19 protein-coding genes are annotated in these 20,665 nt (G+C 71.6%); 13 read left to right on the top strand and 6 right to left on the bottom strand.

Going from position 1 to position 20,665, the window contains the following annotated elements:
* Positions 1-1,080, bottom strand: a complete 1,080-nt coding sequence (locus tag HMPREF0063_RS13925; protein ID WP_007079337.1) for a glycerophosphodiester phosphodiesterase — start codon at positions 1,078-1,080, stop codon at positions 1-3.
* An 86-nt stretch (positions 1,081-1,166) separates the two neighbouring features.
* A complete protein-coding gene (locus tag HMPREF0063_RS13930) occupies positions 1,167-1,691 on the bottom strand; it encodes a TetR/AcrR family transcriptional regulator (RefSeq protein ID WP_007079338.1) in 525 nt (174 codons plus the stop codon).
* 128 nt (positions 1,692-1,819) lie between these two features.
* On the opposite strand from HMPREF0063_RS13930, the gene HMPREF0063_RS13935 reads away from it, so the two are divergent.
* Positions 1,820-3,331 carry an MFS transporter gene (locus HMPREF0063_RS13935; RefSeq protein ID WP_007079339.1) on the top strand — a complete coding sequence of 504 codons (1,512 nt, stop codon included), beginning with the start codon at positions 1,820-1,822 and terminating at the stop codon, positions 3,329-3,331.
* Between the two features lie 40 nt (positions 3,332-3,371).
* Here the strand turns inward: HMPREF0063_RS13935 and HMPREF0063_RS13940 are convergent, their stop codons facing one another.
* Positions 3,372-3,899 (bottom strand): TetR/AcrR family transcriptional regulator, encoded by a 528-nt coding sequence (locus HMPREF0063_RS13940; protein ID WP_007079340.1) that lies wholly within the window; start codon positions 3,897-3,899, stop codon positions 3,372-3,374.
* Between the two features lie 46 nt (positions 3,900-3,945).
* Here HMPREF0063_RS13940 and HMPREF0063_RS13945 point away from each other — a divergent pair, with 46 nt between their 5' ends.
* From HMPREF0063_RS13945 to HMPREF0063_RS13955, 3 genes are read left to right on the top strand one after another with little or no spacing between them, the layout of a single operon-like run.
* Positions 3,946-5,529, top strand: a complete 1,584-nt coding sequence (locus HMPREF0063_RS13945) for a carboxyl transferase domain-containing protein (protein ID WP_007079341.1) — start codon at positions 3,946-3,948, stop codon at positions 5,527-5,529.
* Between the two features lie 30 nt (positions 5,530-5,559).
* Complete coding sequence (locus HMPREF0063_RS13950) at positions 5,560-7,398, top strand: acetyl/propionyl/methylcrotonyl-CoA carboxylase subunit alpha (protein ID WP_007079342.1); 1,839 nt, start codon at positions 5,560-5,562, stop codon at positions 7,396-7,398.
* Entirely contained in the window at positions 7,391-8,332 is a 942-nt protein-coding gene (locus HMPREF0063_RS13955; RefSeq protein WP_007079343.1) for a hydroxymethylglutaryl-CoA lyase, read from the top strand. Before HMPREF0063_RS13950 ends, HMPREF0063_RS13955 begins: the two co-directional genes overlap by 8 nt.
* 22 nt (positions 8,333-8,354) lie before the next feature.
* Here the strand turns inward: HMPREF0063_RS13955 and HMPREF0063_RS13960 are convergent, their stop codons facing one another.
* The gene (locus tag HMPREF0063_RS13960; RefSeq protein ID WP_007079344.1) at positions 8,355-9,026 is read right to left on the bottom strand and encodes an EcsC family protein; all 672 of its coding nucleotides are present in this window, start codon (positions 9,024-9,026) and stop codon (positions 8,355-8,357) included.
* 82 nt (positions 9,027-9,108) lie between these two features.
* Here HMPREF0063_RS13960 and HMPREF0063_RS13965 point away from each other — a divergent pair, with 82 nt between their 5' ends.
* From HMPREF0063_RS13965 to HMPREF0063_RS13980, 4 genes are all read left to right on the top strand, one after another.
* Positions 9,109-10,101, top strand: coding sequence for a phosphotransferase (locus tag HMPREF0063_RS13965; RefSeq protein WP_007079345.1), 993 nt, complete (start codon positions 9,109-9,111; stop codon positions 10,099-10,101).
* Positions 10,102-10,117: 16 nt separating this feature from the next.
* Positions 10,118-10,744: a leucyl/phenylalanyl-tRNA--protein transferase gene (gene aat, locus HMPREF0063_RS13970; RefSeq protein WP_245527721.1), complete on the top strand. Its 627-nt coding sequence runs from the start codon at positions 10,118-10,120 to the stop codon at positions 10,742-10,744.
* 105 nt (positions 10,745-10,849) lie between these two features.
* The gene (locus HMPREF0063_RS13975; RefSeq protein WP_007079347.1) at positions 10,850-11,128 is read left to right on the top strand and encodes an HU family DNA-binding protein; all 279 of its coding nucleotides are present in this window, start codon (positions 10,850-10,852) and stop codon (positions 11,126-11,128) included.
* 100 nt (positions 11,129-11,228) lie between these two features.
* Positions 11,229-12,338 (top strand): CPBP family intramembrane glutamic endopeptidase, encoded by a 1,110-nt coding sequence (locus tag HMPREF0063_RS13980; RefSeq protein ID WP_007079348.1) that lies wholly within the window; start codon positions 11,229-11,231, stop codon positions 12,336-12,338.
* 24 nt (positions 12,339-12,362) lie between these two features.
* Here the strand turns inward: HMPREF0063_RS13980 and HMPREF0063_RS13985 are convergent, their stop codons facing one another.
* Positions 12,363-12,677 carry a rhodanese-like domain-containing protein gene (locus HMPREF0063_RS13985; RefSeq protein WP_156794141.1) on the bottom strand — a complete coding sequence of 105 codons (315 nt, stop codon included), beginning with the start codon at positions 12,675-12,677 and terminating at the stop codon, positions 12,363-12,365.
* Positions 12,678-12,849: 172 nt separating this feature from the next.
* On the opposite strand from HMPREF0063_RS13985, the gene HMPREF0063_RS15940 reads away from it, so the two are divergent.
* Entirely contained in the window at positions 12,850-13,245 is a 396-nt protein-coding gene (locus HMPREF0063_RS15940; protein WP_007079350.1) for an ATP-binding protein, read from the top strand.
* 36 nt (positions 13,246-13,281) lie between these two features.
* On the top strand, positions 13,282-14,124 hold the full coding sequence (locus tag HMPREF0063_RS13995; RefSeq protein ID WP_007079351.1) for a DUF5926 family protein: 843 nt from the start codon (positions 13,282-13,284) through the stop codon (positions 14,122-14,124).
* Between the two features lie 118 nt (positions 14,125-14,242).
* Here the strand turns inward: HMPREF0063_RS13995 and HMPREF0063_RS14000 are convergent, their stop codons facing one another.
* A complete protein-coding gene (locus tag HMPREF0063_RS14000) occupies positions 14,243-15,427 on the bottom strand; it encodes an arginine deiminase (RefSeq protein ID WP_007079352.1) in 1,185 nt (394 codons plus the stop codon).
* Positions 15,428-15,641: 214 nt separating this feature from the next.
* Between HMPREF0063_RS14000 and HMPREF0063_RS15945 the strand changes: the two genes are divergently transcribed.
* From HMPREF0063_RS15945 to HMPREF0063_RS15950, 3 genes are all read left to right on the top strand, one after another.
* A complete protein-coding gene (locus HMPREF0063_RS15945) occupies positions 15,642-17,213 on the top strand; it encodes an S-layer homology domain-containing protein (protein ID WP_169309994.1) in 1,572 nt (523 codons plus the stop codon).
* A 152-nt stretch (positions 17,214-17,365) separates the two neighbouring features.
* On the top strand, positions 17,366-18,835 hold the full coding sequence (locus HMPREF0063_RS17135; RefSeq protein WP_007079355.1) for an S-layer homology domain-containing protein: 1,470 nt from the start codon (positions 17,366-17,368) through the stop codon (positions 18,833-18,835).
* A gap of 161 nt (positions 18,836-18,996) precedes the next feature.
* Complete coding sequence (locus tag HMPREF0063_RS15950) at positions 18,997-20,658, top strand: carboxypeptidase regulatory-like domain-containing protein (RefSeq protein WP_007079356.1); 1,662 nt, start codon at positions 18,997-18,999, stop codon at positions 20,656-20,658.
* Positions 20,659-20,665: the final 7 nt, after the last annotated feature.

Here is a 20,665-nt window from a genome sequence, read left to right on the forward strand (position 1 = left end):
TCAGCCGTCGGTCAGGCCGTCCAGCACGGCCCGCACGGTGCCGGGGTGGTCGGCAAAGATCCCGTCGACGCCGGCCTCCACCAGCGCCCTGACCTCGCCGGCCACGTCGCCCCGGGCCGCGGGGTCGGCGCCGATCCGGAGGTCCGCGGGCAGGAAGCGGTTCTCGGCGCGCACCGTGTAGACGACGACCTTCAGTCCCGCACGGTGCGCCTCGTCGGTGATCGGGGACGGCGCGGTCAGGTGACCGAGGGCGTCGCGCGGGACCACGCTGTCCTTCTCCGGGCCCAACCACTGGGCGTATGTCGAGATCTCGCGGAGCCCCGCCGGCGACATCAGGTCGGCGTAGGTGCGGGGGTCTCCGGCTGCGGCGAGGTCGAAGGGCGCGCCGGTGGCGGACGTCAGCTGCACCAGCTCGACCTCGGACCGGGCGGCCAGCCATCGCAGCCCGGCCGTCTCGAACGACTGCACCGCGATCCTCGCGTGTCGGTGGTCGAGGCCCGCGGTGCGCAGCGACCGCAGCAGCGGCTCCTCCAACGGAAGCCCGATCGAGGCGAAGTACGTCGGGTGCTTGGTCTCGGGCGTCACGCCGATCCGGCGGCCGAGGCGGCGGCCCTCGGACTCGGCGAGCCGGAGGATCTCGTCGAAGGTGGGGACCGGGTACCGGCCGTCGAAGCGCGTGTTGTCGGGACGTACCGCGGGCAGGCGCTCGATCGCGCGCAGGGTCCGCAGCTCGGCGAGGGTGAAGTCCTCCGTGAACCAGCCCTCCACGGTCCGGCCGTCGATCGCCCGGGTCGTGCGGCGGTCCGCGAACTCGGGATGGTCCCCCACGTCGGTCGTGCCGCTGATCTCGTTCTCGTGGCGTGCCACCAGGACGCCGTCCCGCGTGGACACGAGGTCGGGCTCGATGTGGTCGGCCCCCAGGCGGATCGCCAGCCGGTAGGCGGCCAGGGTGTGCTCGGGCCGGTGCCCGGAGGCCCCCCGGTGCGCGAAGAGCTCGACCGTGCGGGGCGCGGCGGCCGTGGGCAGCACGGGACCGCGGGACGGCAGGGCCCGCACCGGGCCGGGATGCACGAGCGACATGCTCCGACTGCACGCCCGCGGGGTGTCAGGCAGGTGTGGCCGGGCCGGCCCTCAGGTGAACAGTGTCCGTCGGGCGGTGCCGCAGGTCAGAGCACGTCGAGCCGGCGGAGCACGGCCCGCACGTGGTCGAGCGCGCGGGCGTCGGCCAGACCGGTGGTGTCGTCGAAGTACAGCCCGTCCCCGATCAGCTGGATGGTCCGCGCCAACGAATCGTCACCGAGGTGCTCCTGCAGCACGCCGAACCACGCCTCCCGCAGGTCCGCCAGGGCGGCCGAGGCGCGGGGGTCGCTCTCCTGCGCGATGCGTGCCGTGGCGATGAGGGCCCGGTCGAAGTCGCTGCCGGAGTCGACGGACGTCTCGAGGTAGAAGTCGACGGGCCCGTTCGGGGCCTGACGCATGCGGACGGTGTCGTCCTCGCCCTGGGCGCGCAGCCGATCGAGCATGCCCTCGACCAGGTCGTCCTTGCTGTGGAAGTGGTAGAGCAGGCCGCCCTTGGAGACACCGGCCTCCGCCGCCACGGCGTCGAGCGTCGCACTGCGACTGCCGGCGCCGACCACGAGCGTCTCGAACGCGTCGAGCAACCGGTCTCGCGTCGATCGATCGCCGGTCATGCGCCGAGTGTAGGTCGCGCTGCGGCGGGTGTGGCGAGACGCACCCCGTCCTCGTTCGCTACTGTACCGTCCAGACGGTACAGTGATCTCGACGCACCCGTAGCCGACGCTCCGAAAGGGGGCCCGCCATGACCACCACCACCCGCGACCTCACCCCGACCCGCGCCACGGCCCGCGACTGGCTGGCCCTCGCCGTCCTGATGCTGCCCGTGCTGCTGGTGTCGGTCGACAACACCGTCCTGAGCTTCGCGCTCCCCGAGATCAGCACCGAGCTGCGACCGACCGGCTCGCAGCTGCTGTGGATCGTGGACGTCTACGCGCTCATGCTCGCCGGTCTGCTGATCGCGATGGGCAGTCTCGGCGACCGGATCGGTCGCCGCCGGCTGCTGCTCGTGGGCGCTGCCGGCTTCGGTGCCGCGTCGGTGGTGGCCGCGTTCAGCCCGAGCGCCGAGGCCCTGCTGGTCGCCCGGGCGATGCTCGGCTTCTTCGGCGCGATGCTCATGCCGTCGACGCTCTCGCTGATCCGCAACGTGTTCCTGCACCCCCACGACCGCCGGCTCGCGATCGCGACGTGGGCTGCGATGTTCTCCGGCGGCGCCGCCCTCGGTCCGATCCTGGGCGGCGTGCTGCTCGAGCACTTCTGGTGGGGCTCGGTCTTCCTCATCAACGCACCGGTGGTGCTCGTGTTCGTGCCGCTCGCCGTGGTGCTGCTCCCGGAGTCGCGCGACCCGCGCCCCGGACCGGTCGACCTGCCGTCGATCGTGCTGTCGCTGTTGGCGATGCTGCCGGTCGTGTACGGCATCAAGCACCTCGCCAAGGCCGGTGTCGACGACGTCACGCTGCTCTCCTTCGGCGTCGGCCTGGGATGTGCGGTGCTGTTCGTGCGCCGTCAGCAGCGGCTCGCGTCGCCGATGGTCGACGTCACGCTGTTCACCGACCCGGTCTTCAGCGGGGCGATCGTGGCGAACCTTCTGAGCCTGATGGGTCTGGCCGGGTTCCTGTTCTTCGGCGCACAGCTGCTGCAGCTCGTCCTCGGTCTGTCGCCGCTGGCGTCGGCCCTGGTCCTGCTGCCCGGTCTGGTCGTCACGGTGGCAGGCGGCTTCATGGCGGTCCGGCTGGTGCGGGTCGTCCCGGTGCGGGTGCTGGTCAGCCTCAGCTTCGTGGCCTCCTCGATCGGGTACGCGATCGCCGCGTTCACCGGGCAGCCCACGGTCACCAGCGTGCTCGTGGCCTTCGCCGTGATGGGACTCGGCATCGGGATCGCCGAGACGCTCACGAACGACCTCGTCCTCAGCAGCGTGCCGCCCCACAAGGCCGGTGCCGCGTCGGCGATCTCCGAGACCGCGTACGAGGTCGGGGCCGTGCTGGGCACGGCCGTGCTCGGCAGCGTGCTCACCGCCACCTACCGCGGCCACCTGCAGGTGCCGCCGATGTTCGCCACCGACAGCGCCGCCTACGAGACGCTCGGCAGCACCCTCGAGCAGGCGTCGCGCCTCTCGGCCCACCTGGGCGGGCCGCTCGCGGAGTCCGCGCGGGAGGCGTTCGACCTCGGGGTGCAACGAGCCTCGGGCGTCGCGATCGTGGTGGCGCTGCTGGCCGCCGCCGTCTCGTGGCGGACCCTCGCGAACGCCCCCCGGTGACCCAGCCCCGCGGGGCCGGGGAGAGGGGCGCGGGGTGGGGTCAGTCGAGCAGACCGGACCGGGCCATGCGACCGAGCAGCTCGCGCATGGCCGAGTCGCCGATGCGTGCCGAGTGCGGCGTGGAGTTGAGCAGCCCGAACGTCGCCTGCACCGCCGATCGCGCGGTGGCCCGGTCCAGCTCGGGCCGCCGGGCCCGGAGCGCGTCGACCCACACGTCGATGTAGTCCAGCTGCAGCCGCCGCACGGCGGCACGCCCCTCGGGGGCCAGCTGCGACCACTCCCGCTCCTGCACCACGATCAGCGCGGGGTGCGTCAACGCGAACTCGATGTGGAACCCGATCAGCGCGTCCAGGTCACCCGCCCGCTCCCGCCCCCCGGTCAGCAGGTGCTGGCTGATGTCGAGCAGGGTGTGGGTCAGCAGCTCGTCCTTGCCGGCGAAGTGCTTGTAGATCGCCGGGCCCGAGATGCCGCACGCCGTCCCGATGTCGTGCATCGACACCCCGCGCGATCCACGGGCCGCGAACAGCTCGGCCGCGACGTCGAGGATCTGCTGCCGGCGGGGTGTCATCCCGGGAGCATACCCAGATCTGGTTAATGACTGTTAACCTCACCGGGTGACGACTCCCCCCTCCACGACGGCCGACCTGCACGCGCTCGTCGGTGACCTGCACGAGCGCCTCGCCCGTGCCCGCCTCGGTGGGCCCGAGGCGTCCCGTGAGCGGCACGTCGGCCGCGGCAAGCTGCTGGCCCGCGACCGGATCGACCGCCTGCTCGACCCGGGCTCGCCCTTCCTGGAGATCGGCGCGCTCGCCGCCACCGGCATGTACACCGACGACGACGGTCGCGACACGGTCCCGAGCGCGGGCATCGTCACCGGCATCGGTCGGGTGGAGGGCCGCGACTGCGTCGTCGTCGCCAACGACGCGACCGTCAAGGGCGGCACGTACTACGGCATCACGGTCAAGAAGCACCTGAGGGCGCAGACGGTGGCCCGCGAGAACCGGCTGCCGTGCATCTACCTGGTCGACTCCGGCGGCGCGTTCCTGCCCGAGCAGGACGACGTGTTCCCCGACCAGCACCACTTCGGCCGGATCTTCTACAACCAGGCCACCATGTCGTCGGAGGGCATCCCGCAGATCGCCGCGGTCATGGGGTCCTGCACCGCCGGTGGGGCCTACGTCCCCGCGATGAGTGACGAGACGGTCATCGTCCGCGAGCAGGGCACCATCTTCCTGGCTGGACCTCCGCTGGTGAAGGCCGCGACCGGCGAGGTCGTGAGTGCCGAGGACCTCGGCGGTGGTGAGGTGCACGCCCGCCGCTCGGGGGTCGTCGACCACCTGGCCGAGGACGACGTGGAGGCGCTGGACATCGTGCGCTCGATCGTGGCCACCCTGCCGCGGCTCGAGGTCGAGCCGCCCGAGGAGCCGGTCCCGCCGCGACTGGACGGGTCGGGCCTCGTGGACGTGGTGCCCCCGGACAACCGCACGCCGTACGACGTCCGCGAGGTGATCCGGCGCATCGTCGACGACTCCCGGCTGCACGAGTTCAAGCCGCTCTACGGAGACACCCTGGTGACCGGGTTCGCGCACATCTGGGGCTTCCCGGTCGCGATCGTGGCCAACAACGGCATCCTGTTCGGGGAGTCCGCCGTCAAGGGGGCGCACTTCGTGCAGCTGGCCGACCAGCGCGGCATCCCGCTCGTGTTCCTGCAGAACATCGCCGGATTCATGGTCGGTCGCGACGCCGAGAACGCCGGCATCGCCAAGGACGGGGCGAAGATGGTGACGGCCGTCGCCACCTGCCGGGTGCCGAAGTTCACCGTCGTGATCGGTGGGTCCCACGGCGCCGGCAACTACGGCATGTGCGGCCGGGCGTACGACCCCCGGTTCCTGTGGATGTGGCCCAACGCCCGCATCTCGGTCATGGGACCCGAGCAAGCCGCCGCCGTGCTCGCGACCGTCCGTCGCGACGGCATCGAGTCGCGGGGCGGCACGTGGTCGGCCGAGGAGGAGGCGGCGTTCAAGGCGCCGGTGCTCGAGCAGTTCACCGAGCAGAGCTCGCCGTACTACTCCACCGCCCGGCTCTGGGACGACGGTGTGATCGACCCCGCCGACACCCGACGGGTGCTCGGCACGGGCCTGCAGGTCGCGGCCCGGACCCCCACCCCCGATGGCCGCTTCGGCCTGTTCAGGATGTGACGGCATGAGCGAGCGCGAGCGAGTGAATAGATGACCCTCTCCCGAGTGCTGGTCGCCAATCGCGGCGAGATCGCCCGCCGGGTGCTGCGTGCGTGCCGCGAGGAGCGGATCGGCACGGTGGCGGTGTTCACCCCCGCCGATGCTTCTGCCACCTTCGTGACCGAGGCCGACGTCGCGGTCGAGGTCGACTCCTACCTCGACATCGACGCGATCGTCGCCGCCGCGGTCCGGCACGGCGCCGACGCGGTGAACCCCGGGTACGGCTTCCTCGCCGAGCGGGCGGCCTTCGCCCGGGCGGTCACGGACGCCGGACTGGTGTTCGTCGGACCTTCTGCCGACGTCATCGAGGCCCTGGGCCGCAAGGACCACGCCCGAGCCATCGCCGAACGGGCCGGGGTGCCGGTCATGCCCCATCACGACGCCGGTGCCGTACCGGCCTACGCCTACCCGGTGCTGGTCAAGGCCGCGGCCGGCGGCGGCGGCAAGGGCATGCGGATCGTCCGCTCGGCCGACGAGCTGCCGGCTGCGATCGAGGCGGCCGGCCGCGAGGCGGCGTCGGCGTTCGGTGACGACACGCTGCTGGTGGAGGCGTACGTCGAGCACGGACGGCATGTCGAGGTCCAGGTGTTCGGTGACAGCCGCGGCCAGGTGGTCCACCTGTTCGACCGGGACTGCTCCGCCCAGCGCCGCCACCAGAAGGTGGTGGAGGAGGCACCGGCGCCGGACCTCGACCCCGAGCTCCGGCGGCAGCTGCACGAGTCGTCGGTGGCCCTGTGCCGGGAGGTCGGCTACGTGGGCGCGGGCACCGTGGAGTTCCTCGTCGCCCCGGCCGCCGACGGTACGTCCCGGGCCTACTTCCTGGAGATGAACACGCGCCTGCAGGTCGAGCACCCGGTCACCGAGGCGGTCACCGGCGTCGACCTGGTGCGCTGGCAGCTCGATGTCGCCGCCGGGTACCCGCTGGCGCTGACCCAGGACGAGATCACCGTGCGGGGTCACGCCGTGGAGGTGCGGATCTACGCGGAGGACCCGTACGCCGGGTTCCTCCCCCAGACCGGCCGGGTCGAGCAGCTCCGCTGGCCGTTGGGCGCCCGGGTCGAGGCGGACCTGGTGCCGGGGCGCGAGGTCGGCACCGCGTACGACCCGATGCTCGCCAAGCTGATCGTGAGCGGCCCCGACCGCGAGCAGGCCCGACGGCAGATGGTCCGGGCGCTCGACGACCTGGTACTGACGGGCGTGGTCACCAACACCGGTTTCCTGCGCCGCTTCGTCGCCGGTGCCGAGTTCACCGCCGGACCGGTCGACACCGGCTGGCTGGATCGTTCCGATGCGGCCGAGCTGCTGACGCGGCCCGAGGCGCCGGACGAGGTCGTGCGTGCCGCCGCCATCGCCTGGTCGGCCGGGCAGGCACGTGGCGGTGGTCCGCTGGGCACCGCCGACGGCTGGCGGGTCGGCGGACCGCCGACGGCGGCTCGGGTCGACCTGGTCGATGCCGCGGGCGACGCGCACCGCGTCGAGGTGCCCTCGGGATCGGGCACCGGTCTGCGGACCTTCGTCGGGACCGACGTCGTGGTCAGCCACGAGGCGCAGACCTGGCGCTTCGCGCGACCGGACCCGATGCGGGGCGACCGGCGAGCCGCTGCCGCCGTCGCCGACGTCACCGCGCCGATGCCCGGCACGGTGCTGGCGATCGACGTCGAGGTCGGCGACCGGGTGACCGGCGGTGCACGGGTCGCCGTGGTGGAGGCGATGAAGATGGAGATCGCGCTGACCGCCCCCTACGACGGCGTCGTTTCCCACGTGGGGTCCGAGCCCGGCCGGCAGGTCCCGCTCGGGCACGTGCTCGTGACGGTCGATCCCGATGAGTGAGGCGGCGGGCGACGACCTGCCCGCGGTCGTCCCGGCGCCCGACCTGCCCGCGGCCGTGACCGTGTACGAGGTCGGCCCCCGCGACGGCCTGCAGAACGAGTCGTCGATCGTCCCGCTCGAGGTCAAGGTCGAGTTCGTCGAACGGCTCGTCGCGGCCGGGCTGCCGGTCGTCGAGGCCACGAGCTTCGTCCACCCCCGGTGGGTACCGCAGCTGGCGGACGCCGCCGAGCTGGTGGCGCGGCTGCCACTCGCCGGACCCGTTCCCCTGCCGGTGCTCGTGCCGAACGACCGTGGCCTCGACCGGGCGATCGAGGCGGGCTGCACCCACGTGGCGGTGTTCGCGAGCGCCACCGAGACGTTCGCGCACCGCAACCTCAACACCGACCTCGACGGGCAGATGGCGATGATCGAGCCGGTGGCGCGACGCGCCCGCGAGGCCGGTCTCGACGTGCGGGCCTACGTCTCGATGTGCTTCGGCGACCCGTGGGAGGGCCGGGTCGATCCCGACCAGGTCGTGGCCGTCGGTCGCCGCCTGCTCGACCTCGGTGCGTCGCAGCTGTCGATCGGGGACACCATCGGCGTGGGGACCCCGGGCGCCGTGACGGACCTCGTCGGCCGTTTCACCGCCGCCGGCACACCGGTCGACCGGCTGGCGCTGCACTTCCACGACACCTACGGGCAGGCCCTCGCCAACGCCCTGGCCGGGCTCCGGGCCGGCGTGACCACGTTCGACGCCTCGGCGGGCGGTCTCGGTGGCTGCCCCTACGCGCAGAGCGCCACCGGCAACCTGGCCACCGAGGACCTGGTGTGGATGCTGACCGGCCTGGGCATCGACCACGGCGTCGACCTCGGCCGGCTGGTCGCCACCAGCACGTGGATGGCGGCGCGACTCGGCCGCACGAGCCCGAGCGCCGTGGTGCGCGCACTGGGTTGACGGGCTGGGCTGACGGGCCGGGTCAGCCCAGGCGGCGGTCGCGCAGCTCGTCGGCGGCGTACCGGCCGACCTGCCAGGTGGCCCACCCGTCGGAACCTCCGGCGACGGCGCCACCGACCAGCGGCACCCGACGGGCCACGAGGGTGATCGCCCGGCGTCCGATGGTCCGCGAGATCAGCTCGGAGGTGACCTCGGTCGCGATCCTCTTGTCCAGCTCCGGGTCGTGGACCGGCGAGGTCGCCAGCGCCATCGGACCGGTCGGCAGCTTCTGCTGCTTGACCAGGACGTCGACGGTGTCGCGGCCCAGCATGCAGGCCAGGATCGCGTTGCGGACCCGCGGCTCCTCGAGGTCGTAGCCGCGCAGGTGGGCGATGCCGGCCACCAGGTGGCACTGCACCAGCATCACGCCGGCCACGTTGGCCGGCACCGCGACCGCCGTGGTGGCGAGACCGCCGAGGTTCGTCACGAATCCCTGCGCCCCGGCGAGGCCGGTGTGCACCCGCGTCAGGGAGGCCACGGCCTCCTCCACGTCGCCGCCGGCGTCCACCAGGCGGCTGGTGGCGGAGTCGGCAGCCGACCGTAGCGGTCCGACGCCGTCGATCGCCATGTCGAGCACCGACCTGACGAAGCTCCAGCCCACCTGCGGGGCGACCTTCGACCCGGCGGTCACGGCAGCGCTCTTCCTGAGTCCCATGATCGAAGTCTAGGGAGCGGCCGCACGCAGGGCACGGGCGTCCGCCGGCGGGTAGCCTCGGCAGCGACCGACGGGAGGCGACGTGGAGATCGGACGGGTGCCGGCACGAGGGTCGGCCTTCTCCCGCGTCGTCGGAGGGGCTGCCTGGCGGGCCGAGGCCGAGCAGTGGATCGAGCTGAGCCTCCACTCCCACGGACGCACGCTGACCGGTCCGATCACCCAGCCGCGGATCCGACCGTGGTCGACCCAGCTGGTGGTCGACACCGACCGAGGGCGCTGGTGGTTCAAGGCGACCTGCCCGTCGATGGCCTTCGAGGCCGGGCTCCACGCGGTGCTGGCCGGGCTCGCACCGGACCGGGTCGACATGCCGGTCGCGGTGGACGCGGCCCGCGGCTGGATCCTCACGACCGACCGGGGGGCGACGCTGGGCGACGGAGCCGAGCCGGACACCGAGCAGTGGTGCCGGGTGGTCCGGTCGGCTGCGGCGCTGCAGCAGACCTTCACCCGTCACGGTCCCGAGCTGCTGGCCGCCGGCCTGCCCGACTGCCGACCCCAGCGGGTGCTGGGCCGTTTCGACCGGTTGGTCGAGGTGCTCAGCGGGCTCCCCACCGATCACCCCAGTCACGCCTCGGCCGCCGTGGTCGGCGACCTCACGGCGGCACGGCCGCGTCTGGCGCGTGCGGTCGAAACGCTCGAGGCGTCGGTGCTGCCGGTCACCTGGCAGCACGGCGACCTGCACCCGTGGAACGTCCTCGAGGCGGGCGGCGACCTGCGGCTGTTCGACTTCGGCGACGGCCAGTGGGCCCATGCCGCTGAGATCCTCGGGGTGCCGCGGGGCTGGATCACCGAGCGCGACGACGTCGAGTGGGCACCGGTCGAGGCCGCCTATTGCGCGGCGTGGGACCTGACGCCGGCCGACCTGGCCGACGACCTCGCCGCTGCGGCGCTGACCCACCCGGTCCACCGGGCGCTCACGTGGTGGAACTGTCTGCTCGACGCGACGGCCGAGGAGTGGCAGCAGTGGGGCGAGGCGCCGCTCTACCACCTCTGCGGGGTGATCGAGGGTGCCGCCTGAACCGTTGGGGCCCTCGGTGTGGGACTTCGACGCGTCGCGCTGGCCCGACGACGACTGCGTCGCCGTCGGCGCCGATCTCGCCCCGTCCACGATCGTCGCCGCCTACCGTGCCGGGGCCTTCCCGATGCCGGACGGGCGCGACCTGCTGTGGTGGTCGCCGATGCGGCGCGGGATCCTGCGTCCCGACGACGTGCACGAGTCGCGGTCCCTGCGGCGCTCCATGCGACGGTTCACGACCACGGTCGACACCGCGTTCACCGAGGTCATCGACGCGTGTGCCGACCCGAGCCGGCCCGGAGCGTGGATCGACCGCCGCGTCCGCGACGCCTACGTCCGGCTGCACTCGCTCGGGTGGGCGCACTCGATCGAGGTCCGCGACGCCGACGACGGTGCACTGGTGGGCGGTCTGTACGGCCTGTCGGTCGGCCGGCTGTTCGCCGGCGAGTCGATGTTCCACCGTCGGACCGATGCGTCGAAGGCTGCGATGGTCCACCTCGCGGAGGTGGTGGGCGACGGACTCGTGGACGTGCAGTGGAGCACACCGCACCTGGCCTCGATGGGGGTCGTCGAGATCGGCCGGGCGGACTACCTCGACCTGCTGCCGAGCCTCGTCGACGACCCCGGCCCGACCGCGTGGGCGTGAGCGTACTCCCTGAAAACATGGGCAACACGCCGGGTCTGGTGTCAGCCGTGACGGACCGCCTCCCTAGACTGAGGTCGATCCAGATTCACCACTCAAGGAGTTGTTGTGGCCATTTCCCGAAGCGACCTCGTCTCGGCCCTCGCCGAGAAGGCCGGCACCACGAAGACCGAAGCCGACGCGGTCCTGTCCGCCCTGAGCGACGTCCTGCTCGACTCGGTCGGCAAGGGCGAGAAGGTCTCCATCCCGGGCATCCTCTCCGTCGAGCGTGTCTCGCGCGCCGCGCGTACGGGTCGTAACCCGTCCACCGGCGAGACCATCGAGATCCCCGCGGGCTTCGGCGTGAAGGTCAGCGCCGGCTCGAAGCTCAAGGCTGCCGCCAAGTAGTACCCCTGCACCATCCCGACGCCGCCCGGCCCCAGGCCGGGCGGCGTCGTGCTGTCCGCGGCGGCGCGGTGGGCGCACCGGGCCTGTGTGAGGATCGGGTGTGGCCACTCGTTACGACCGCCAGGCGCGGGAGACGCCCCAGTACGCCGGGTGGAAGCTGCCGGTCGCCGGGCTGGTCCTCGTGGGCGCCTACCTGGTGGGTTCGACCGTCGTGCTGCTCGTCGCGGCCGCCGGGTTCGCGGCCGCCGGACGTCTGGACGACCTCGACCGCTGGTTCTCCTCGGTCGACGTGGTCGGCATCGACGATCCCGCCCTGCTGGCCCTCGACCTGGCGCTGATCGGCATCGCGCTGCCCGCCGTGCTGGCCGCCGTGCTGGCCACGGGCCCGCGCCCCGTCGGGTACCTCAGCTCGGTCACGGGCCGGCTGCGGTGGCGGTGGCTCGGCAGCACGATGCTGCTCGCGTTCGTCGTGCTCGGACTTGCCATCGGTGCGTGGGCCCTGGCCACCGGGACCGGAGAGGACGGCTTCGTCCGGGCACCGGATCCGGTCGACACCGGCATGCTCGTGACGCTGTTCGTCGTCATCACGTTCACCCCGATCCAGGCGACGGCCGAGGAGTACGTGTTCCGTGGCTACCTGATGCAGCTGATCGGGTCCTGGACCAGGTTCGCCGCGGTCGGGGTGGTGGTGTCGTCGGTGCTGTTCGTGCTGGCCCACGCCTACGACCTCTGGGGACAGGTCGACGTGGGGATCTTCGCCGTCACCGCGGCGATCCTGGTGCTGCGCACGGGCGGCCTCGAGGCGGCGATCTCCCTGCACGTGGCGAACAACGTCATCCTGTTCGCGCTCGAGGCGATCGGGGTCCTGTCGACCGAGGAGATGACCGGCGACTACGGGCCGGTGGACCTGCTGCCCACCGTGGTGTCCTCGGTGGTGTTCATCGGCCTGGTGGAACTGATGGCGACGCGGCAGGGGGTGCAGCGGACCAGGCCGCCCCTCCCGCCGCCTCCGCCACCGCGCCCCTCGGGTCACTGGGCGGCGGCGTGGCCTGCGGCGGGGACTCAGTGGTCCGGCCAGTCGCCCGCACCGTGGCCGACGCAGTGGCCGCCCGCGCCTCCTGCCGCACCGCCGCCCCCGTCGCCTCCGCGGATCCCGGCCGGCGCCCCGGCGTACCCCGGCGAGATCGCCGACGACTGGGGCGTGCGCTGACAGGGCCGCACCGGGGTGTCCGGGTCAGGCCACCGGCCGACCGGCGGCCTCCCACGCGTCCATCCCACCGTCGAGGTTGACGACGTCGTGGCCCTGCGACTGCAGCCACGCCGTCGCTCGTGCCGACCGGCCACCGACGTGGCACACCACCAGGGTGCGGGCGGCGGGGTCGAGATCACCGACGCGCGACGTCAGCTCGCCCAAGGGGATGTGCACGGCTCCGTCGATGTGGCCGGCCTGCCACTCGTGCGGCTCGCGGACGTCCAGGACGACCAGGTCCGAGGGCAGGGGCGAGGGCAGGGAGTCGACGTCGGTCGACGCGATGTCGGGTGCGTTCATGGCTCCCATCGTGCCTCCCGCACGGCGAGCCCGGGGCACCGGAGTGGCCCCTCCGGACGGGGCAAGACTGGCGCGAGACACCCTCGCATGGTTACTTTGGACTAGATGACGGCGGTCGTTGCAGTGATGACGTCCGTTTTTCCATGTCTTCCGCAGTATCGGAGGTGGCCGGGTGAAGACCCATGAGGTGGTCCGCCTGCCCTTCGACCCGTCGACGCCCAGCATCGCCCGCACCAAGCTGGCCGGGTTCCTCACGATCAACCGCGCCTCGTCCTCGGTCATCGACGACGCGCTCATCGTCATCAGCGAGATGATCGCCAACGCCGTCAGTCACGGCGTCCCCGCCCAGGACGGCACGATCGAGATCTCCTGGTCGATCTCGGGCCACCTGCTCGAGCTGAGCGTCTACGACGCCGGGCGTGGAGCGGCCCTCGACCCGATCGACTTCGACACCGACTCGCTCAGTGGTCGCGGCCTGTCGATCATCAACCGCATCGCCGACCGCTGGTGGGTCGACATGTCGCAGGGCACCCGCGTCAACGCCGAGCTGCCGCTGTCGGTCCGCTGACCTGACGACGCCGGCTCCCGCGTAGGGTGGTGGCCCGTGGGCAAGAAGTCGCGCCGTCAGGGCGCCAAGGTCGCCAAGCAGCGCATGCCGTACGTGGTGCGCACCTTCGAGGGACTCCCCGGTGAGATCGACTGGGTCGCCCTGCGGGAGTTCGTCCCGTCGGCCACCGCCACGGTCACGCTGACCGGTTCGGATCGGGTGGTCCGGGTCTGCTCGCTGCTGCCCGGCAACGGTCCGGGTCTGGTGCGGCCGGACGGCGAGATCTGGCTCGGCCTGCAGGTGATCCACAACTTCGGGGACATCAGCCGCGACCTGGCGCACGTGGTGCAGCTGGCTCTCGAGCTGGAGCCCGGGACCCCGGTCACGATGTCCGACCCCGGGGTGGGGGAGCGGCTGCAGGACCTGGTCGACCCCTCCTCGACGTTCGACGTCGAGGTGCACGAGGGCTTCGACTACTGGCTCGAGGGTGCCGACACCTCGGACCGCACCCAGGCGCTGCTCGAGGCGGCGAACGGTTCGGCCGTCCCCACCACGAAGCTGGACGCGGTGCCCGGCGCGTACTGGACCCAGATGGGCGAGCGCCGGTACCTGCGGTGGGTGCAGCCGCAGCAGGAGGACCGGGTGCTCGACGCGTTCGCGCGGCTGCACGTGGGTGGCCACGACGCCCTGGGTGACGACATCCGGCTGATCGGGATGTTCCGCGCCCACGGTCTGCTCGTCCCGGTGTGGGAGACCCCCACCGGCGCCGAGGCGCTGGAGGAGCCCGCCGCGGCCCTCGCGGCCCGCCTCGAGGAGGCCCTGGCCGACGACGCCCCGCTGACCACCGAGCAGCGCTCCGCGCGTAACGGCCTGGCCAACCGCCAGATCACCATCCGCTGACCTCCCCCCGCCTCGGGCTTCGCCCTCACGGTCGCTGCGCTCCCTGGCGGGCACCTACGAGTCCGTTCGCCAGCCCGAGGAACGAGGGCGTGAGCGCAGCGAGGCGAACCTGAATGGGTCAGTCACGGTCGATGGGGCACGACATGCACCGTGGGCCGCCGCGTCCCGAGCCCAGCTCGGACCCACTGATCTGCACGACCTCGATGCCCTGCTCGGCCATCCGCGCGTTCGTCCGCTCGTTGCGCTCGTAGGCCACGGCGAGCCGCGGTGCGATGGCCAAGGTGTTGTTGCCGTCGTCCCACTGCTCCCGCTCGGCCGTCACCGGGTCGAGCCCCGTGTCGATGCGGCGCAGCTCGTCGATGCCCATGGCGTCGGCCGCCACGGCGAAGAACGACCGATCGGGCCCGACGACGAGCTCGCCGTCGTCACCCAGCGTCACGAGGTGCGCTCGCAGGTCGGCCGCCATGTTGGGATAGATGACCACGGTGTCGACATCGACCATCGTGACGATCGTGTCGAGGTGCATGGTGGCGCGCTCCTGGGCGATCGGCACGGCCAGCACCGAGTGCGCCAGTCCCGCCGAGAGCACCTGGTGCGCGAACCGTTCCACGCCGGCCGGGGTCGTGCGTTCGCCGACACCGACGGCGACGGCCCCGGGCGCCAGCAGCAGCACGTCGCCGCCCTCGAGGTGCTCCAGGTGCGGGCCGTGCACCTGCTCCACCTCGGCGAACCTCGGGTGGTGGGTGTAGACGAGGCCGGTCAGCTGCGTCTCGCGCACCCGCGCCGGCATCGCCAGGCTGGTGACGGCGACCCGGTCGGGCAGCCACACCGAGGAGTCCCGGGTGAACAGCAGGTTCGGCAGCGGGTCGATCACGAAGTCGTCGGGCCGCAGCAGGCTGGTGACCAGGCTCCGCACGCCGGTCACCTCGTCGTTGCGGAGTCCTCCGGTGAGGGTCAGCGCGAGGTCGTCCGGATGCAGGTCCGCCAGCTCCCGCGCCACGTGGTCACGCAGGGCGTCCCCGAGGTGCAGCGCGTCGGTGGTCGACGCGATGATCGAGTCGCGGGCGGCCGGTGACGCGAGGGCCTCCACCAGCAGGTCGACCAGCAGCAGCACCTCGACGTCGTGGTCGCGGAGCGCCTGTGCGAAGGCATCGTGCTCCTCCTGCGCGCGGCCCAGCCACGGGATGCCGTCGAACAGCAACGAGTCGTTGTTGCGTGGGGTGAGCCGGGAGATCTCCGGCCCCGGCCGGTGCAGCATCACCGTGCGGAGCCGTCCGACCTCACTGTCCGCGCCCAGTCCCATGACCCGAGCCTAGGGGCGCCGGGAGCCACACGGGCCGGCCGACCGCCCTCGACACGTCCGAGTAGGCCGATCGGGCCATCCGGGGGAGTCCCGCCGGACGGTTTCCGGCGAGACCCTGTCGCGTCGGGTCCGGGGGCGGTACGTTCCGTGCACCGCGCCGCGCGGCACGGGCCCGCATCCGCCGGTCCGGTCGATCCGTCCGATGGGTCTGAACATGATGCGTGTCCGTGGTCGTCGTCCTGCTGTGGTGGTCGGGATGGTCGTCGGCGTCATCGCCACGGTGCTTCCGTTCGCCGCCTCGGCCGCTCCCAGCTCGTCCGTCGCCGGCACGGTGACCGAGGCCGGTACGGGTGATCCGGTCGAGGACGTGGTGGTGAGGTTCAACCGGCAGATCGACGGTGGGCCGGTGCTCGAGGGCGGGATCCGGACCAGGGCGGACGGCGCCTACACGCGTCCCACCGAGCCCGGCCAGTACACGGTGTGCTTCTACAGTCGGGCCCACACCCCGACCTGTACGGACGAGTTCGTGCTCGCCGCCGACGAGATGCTCACCGGCCTCGATGCCGTGCTCACGGTGGACCCCGAGGCGGCGGAACCCACCGTGGCACCGACGGGCCTGGCCCTCGACGACCAGGAACCGGTCTCCACCACGTCGGTCGGTGCCACCTGGGACGCCGCGGCCTACGGACTGTTCGCCTACGGGGTGGCCGTCAGTGTCGACGGCGAACCGATCGACATCCAGTACACCGAGAGCACGGAGACCGAGCTGGTGGTCGACGGACTCGAGCCGGGCACGGAGTACAAGCTGACCGTCGCTGCCCTGCTGCCGAGCGGACAGGAGTCGGTCCAGTCCGCGCCCCTGACGGTGACCACCGAGGACGTGCCGGTCGGGCTCGTCGACCCGCCGAGCAACCTGCGCCTTGACCGCACCGTCGCGCCGGCCTCGGACGCCATCGCCGTCGAGTGGGACCCGTCCGACGACGAGGTGTCGCAGTACGCCGTGTACTACGCCGACGACGACAGCCGCATCAACGGAGTCCAGTACGTCGACGGCGATGAGACGTCCCTCGTGGTGGACGACGGCGGGGACGGCCTGGAAGCGAATGTCAGCTACACGCTCACCGTTCAGGCGGTCGGGGCCGCCGACGACGTGTCGGGGCCGTCGAACGAGATCCGCGTGTCCACCCTGGCCGAGGGTGAGTTCCCGGACTTCAGCGACACCGTGCTGAACACGTTCGCCTACGAGATCGACTGGTTGGCCTCGACGGGCATCACCACGGGCTACGACGACGGGACCTTCCGTCCTGGCCAGCCGGTTCTGCGTGAGCAGATGGCCGCGTTCCTCTACCGCCTGGAGACCCTCCGCCTCGGCGAGGAGCCGTGGGTCGACATGCCGGAGGAGTCGCCCTTCACCGACGTGCCGGAGACGCACGAGTTCTACAGGGAGATGGTGTGGCTCGAGCAGGAGGGCATCACCACGGGCTACGACAACGGCGACGAGACGATCTCGTTCCGTCCGTCGGAGCCGGTTCTGCGTGAGCAGATGGCGGCGTTCCTGTACCGGTTCGACTTCCAGGACTTCACCTCCGAGGGCGAGCCGACGTTCAACGACGTCGCCCCGGGCTTCGTGTTCTTCGACGAGATCGAGTGGTTGGCCCTCACCGGCATCACCACCGGGTACGACGACGGCACGTTCCGCGGCGGCCAGCCGGTGCTGCGCGAGCAGATGGCGGCGTTCCTCTACCGCTACAACCTGCTGCCGTTCGAGGAGCAAATGCTTCGGTAGTCACCTCGACCAGCACGCCCGGGCCCCGGCCCCTGCCACGGCAGGGCCGGGGCCCGCGGCGTCCCCGGGCATGACTCGTTCGAACCATCTCCGCCCGATGCAGCCACACCCGGACATCGGATCGCGCACGCTGGTCCGGGAGAGGGAGACTCATGACGTTCTTGCGCGCAGCTCTGGGAGCTGCTGTGGTCGCCACCGTGCTGGGTGCACCGACCGGTGCCGCGGCCTCGGTGAACGCGACGGCGGCCGACCTGCTGGCCGGGCTGCCGGTGGCGGCCGAGGTCCGCACCGGCTACGACCGTGACCTGTTCACCCACTGGATCGACGCCGACGGCAACGGGTGTGACACCCGGCGTGAGGTCCTGCAGGCCGAGTCGCTGACACCGGTGGTCGTCACCGGGACCTGCACGATCGTCTCCGGGCAGTGGTACTCGGCCTTCGACGGGGCGACCTGGACGGACCCGGCCGACGTCGACATCGACCACCTCGTCCCCCTCGCCGAGGCCTGGGACTCCGGGGCGCGGACGTGGAGCGAGCCGACCCGTCGCGCGTTCGCGAACGACCTGGCCATCCCCGACTCGCTCATCGCGGTCACCGACTCGGTCAACCAGTCCAAGAGCGACGGCGACCCGGCCGACTGGATGCCGCCCCTCACCTCGGCGCGGTGCGACTACGCGGTGCAGTGGGTGACCGTCAAGACCCGGTGGCGGCTCAGCGTCGACCCGGCCGAGCAGGCCGCGCTCGCCGACACGCTGTCCGGTTCGTGCGGCGCCCGCGTCGTGGGCGCCCCGCCCGACGGGTCGCCGACCCAGGACGGACCGACGAGCTTCGTCGACGTGTCCGGCTCGCACGTCTTCCGCGACGAGATCACCTGGCTGGCCGGTCAGCGGGTCACCACGGGCTACACGGACGGCACGTTCCGCCCGGGTCAGCCGGTCCTGCGGGAGCAGATGGCGGCCTTCCTGTACCGCCTGAGGGGCGAGCCTGCGGTGCAGCTGCCGCCGACCTCACCGTTCACCGACGTGCCGACGACCCACGTGTTCTACCGGCAGATGGTCTGGCTGAAGAGCCAGAACATCACGACGGGCTACGACAACGGCAACGGCACCATCTCGTTCCGTCCGGGCCAGCCGGTGCTGCGGGAGCAGATGGCGGCCTTCCTCCGCCGACTCGAGGCGAACCCGCCTGTCGCCCAGCCGAGCTCGCGCCCCTTCACCGACGTCGCGACCTCGCACGTGTTCCACCTCGACATCGTCTGGCTGGCGCGTGAAGGAATCACCACCGGCTACGACACCGGCTTCGGGTGCCGCGAGTACCGCCCGTCGGCGGCGGTGCTGCGCGAGCAGATGGCGGCCTTCCTGTTCCGGCTCGAGAACGGTGGGACCACCCCGCTGCTCGACGGCAGCGCCTGTCAGCCGCCCCCACCGCCACCGCCGGGCAACCCCGTCCCGAAGATCCCGGGCACCAACAACTGCCCGGCCTTCGCGCCGATCAAGGGCAACGCCAGCTCGATGATCTACCACGTCCCGGGCGGAGGGTCGTACAACGTGACCAACCCCGAGCAGTGCTTCCGGAGCGAGGTCGACGCCGTGGCAGCGGGGTACCGGGCCGCGCGCAACTGAGGTTCGACCGGATCCGCTGAGCGGCGCAGCTCGAAGGTGTCTCCACGGCGGCTGGCGACCTCGGCGACTTCCTGGAGGCGCTGTGTCAAAAGTCGGGACACCCGCCCAAGAGTCTTCTAGAGTCGTGTGCGACCAGATCCCCCACGGAAGCGAAGGTACTCATGTTCGGGTCTGTCGCGCCGCCCCGGCGCACCCCCCGCACCGTCTTGTCCGCGCTGTTGTCCCTGTTGGTCGTCGCCACAGCTTTGGTGACGACGTCGACCCCAGCCGCCGCGGCGGGTGTCACGATTTCAGGGACCGTCACCGACGACGTCACTGGAGAGGGGATCGACGACGTCTTCGTCGACGCCTTCTCCGACGATGACTTCAGCTTTGCGACCACCGACGAGTCGGGCAACTTCACTCTCACCGACGTGGCACCGGGCGCGTACACGATCGCCTTCAATGCGGACGGCTACGCGTTCGAGTACTACGACGACAGTCCGACCTTCGCCGACGCGACGGTGGTCGAGGTCGCCGCGAGTGACATCACCGGCATCGACGCCGAGCTGTCCGTCCCGGGGACGATCACCGGGACGATTGACAAGTCCTACGACGCGGGAAGCGCGTCGGACATCTCGTACGAGCTCTTCCCGACGATTGACGTCTACCAAGGCGCTGAGCTGGTGTCCGGGACGGTGGCGGATGAATCCGGCGAGTACTCGATCGAGGGCCTGGCTCCGGGAACCTACCGTGTGGACTTCCAGCGGGCGAGTGGCCAGTCCATCGGCGCGGGCGAGTTCTTCGAGGACAAGCGTGAAAGTCTGGGCGCCGGGGCAGCGAACCTCGTCACGGTCACGGCCGGTGGCACGGTCCAGGCCGACGCTTCACTCGAGGAGGGCGGAACCTTCACCGGGACCATCCTGAAGTCCAACGGCCAGCCCTTGGCAGCCGGTTGCCGCGTCACGGCCTTCACCGAGGACGGCTCGCTGGCCACCCGCACGGCGTTCACCAACGAGGACGGCGAGTTCACCATCACCGGCCTGAGTTCAGGAAACTACCTGGTCGCCTCCAACGGCTTCGGATTCCCGACGGTCGATGGTGGGGAAGTGCCCGACTGCCCCGGTGGCGAGCAATTCCGTGCCAGCGCCACGACAATGTCGGTCGACGCTGGCCCGACGGCGACAGCCGTGTTCGGGGCCGACACGGCTCTGGGCACCATGAGGCTGGCCGGACCCTCGTTCACCGACGTCGACCCGGCGCACGTGTTCGCCGACGAGATGCAGTGGCTCGCGACCCAGGGGATCAGCAAGGGGTACGACAACGGCGACGGGACCACGCGGTTCGAGCCGTCGGCGCCGGTGCTGCGGGAGCAGATGGCAGCGTTCCTCTACCGGTTCGAGACGATGCGCAACGGTGGTGAGGCGCCCGAGGTCACCCTGCCCGTCCAGGGTTCACCGTTCACTGACGTTTCCACCACTCACGTCTTCTACACCGAGATGGTCTGGTTGAGCCAGCAGCAGATCACCACGGGCTATGACAATGGCGACGGGACCACGCGGTTTGAGCCGTCGGCGCCGGTGCTGCGGGAGCAGATGGCGGCATTCCTGTACCGGTTCGAGTTCGGCTCCGATGCCGAGGGTCCGGAGCACGAGGGTGGCCCGACCTTCACGGACGTGGCGCCGGGGTTCGTCTTCTTCGACCAGATCGAGTGGTTGGCCGAGACCGGGGTCACCACCGGGTACGACGAGGCGAACGGCACCAAGACGTACCGCGGTGGTCAGCCGGTGCTGCGGGAGCAGATGGCGGCGTTCCTGTTCCGCTACGACCGCCTTCCGCGGTAGCTGAGCA

This window comes from Aeromicrobium marinum DSM 15272 (genome assembly GCF_000160775.2).
In the GTDB taxonomy this organism is placed as follows: Bacteria; Actinomycetota; Actinomycetes; order Propionibacteriales; family Nocardioidaceae; genus Aeromicrobium; species Aeromicrobium marinum.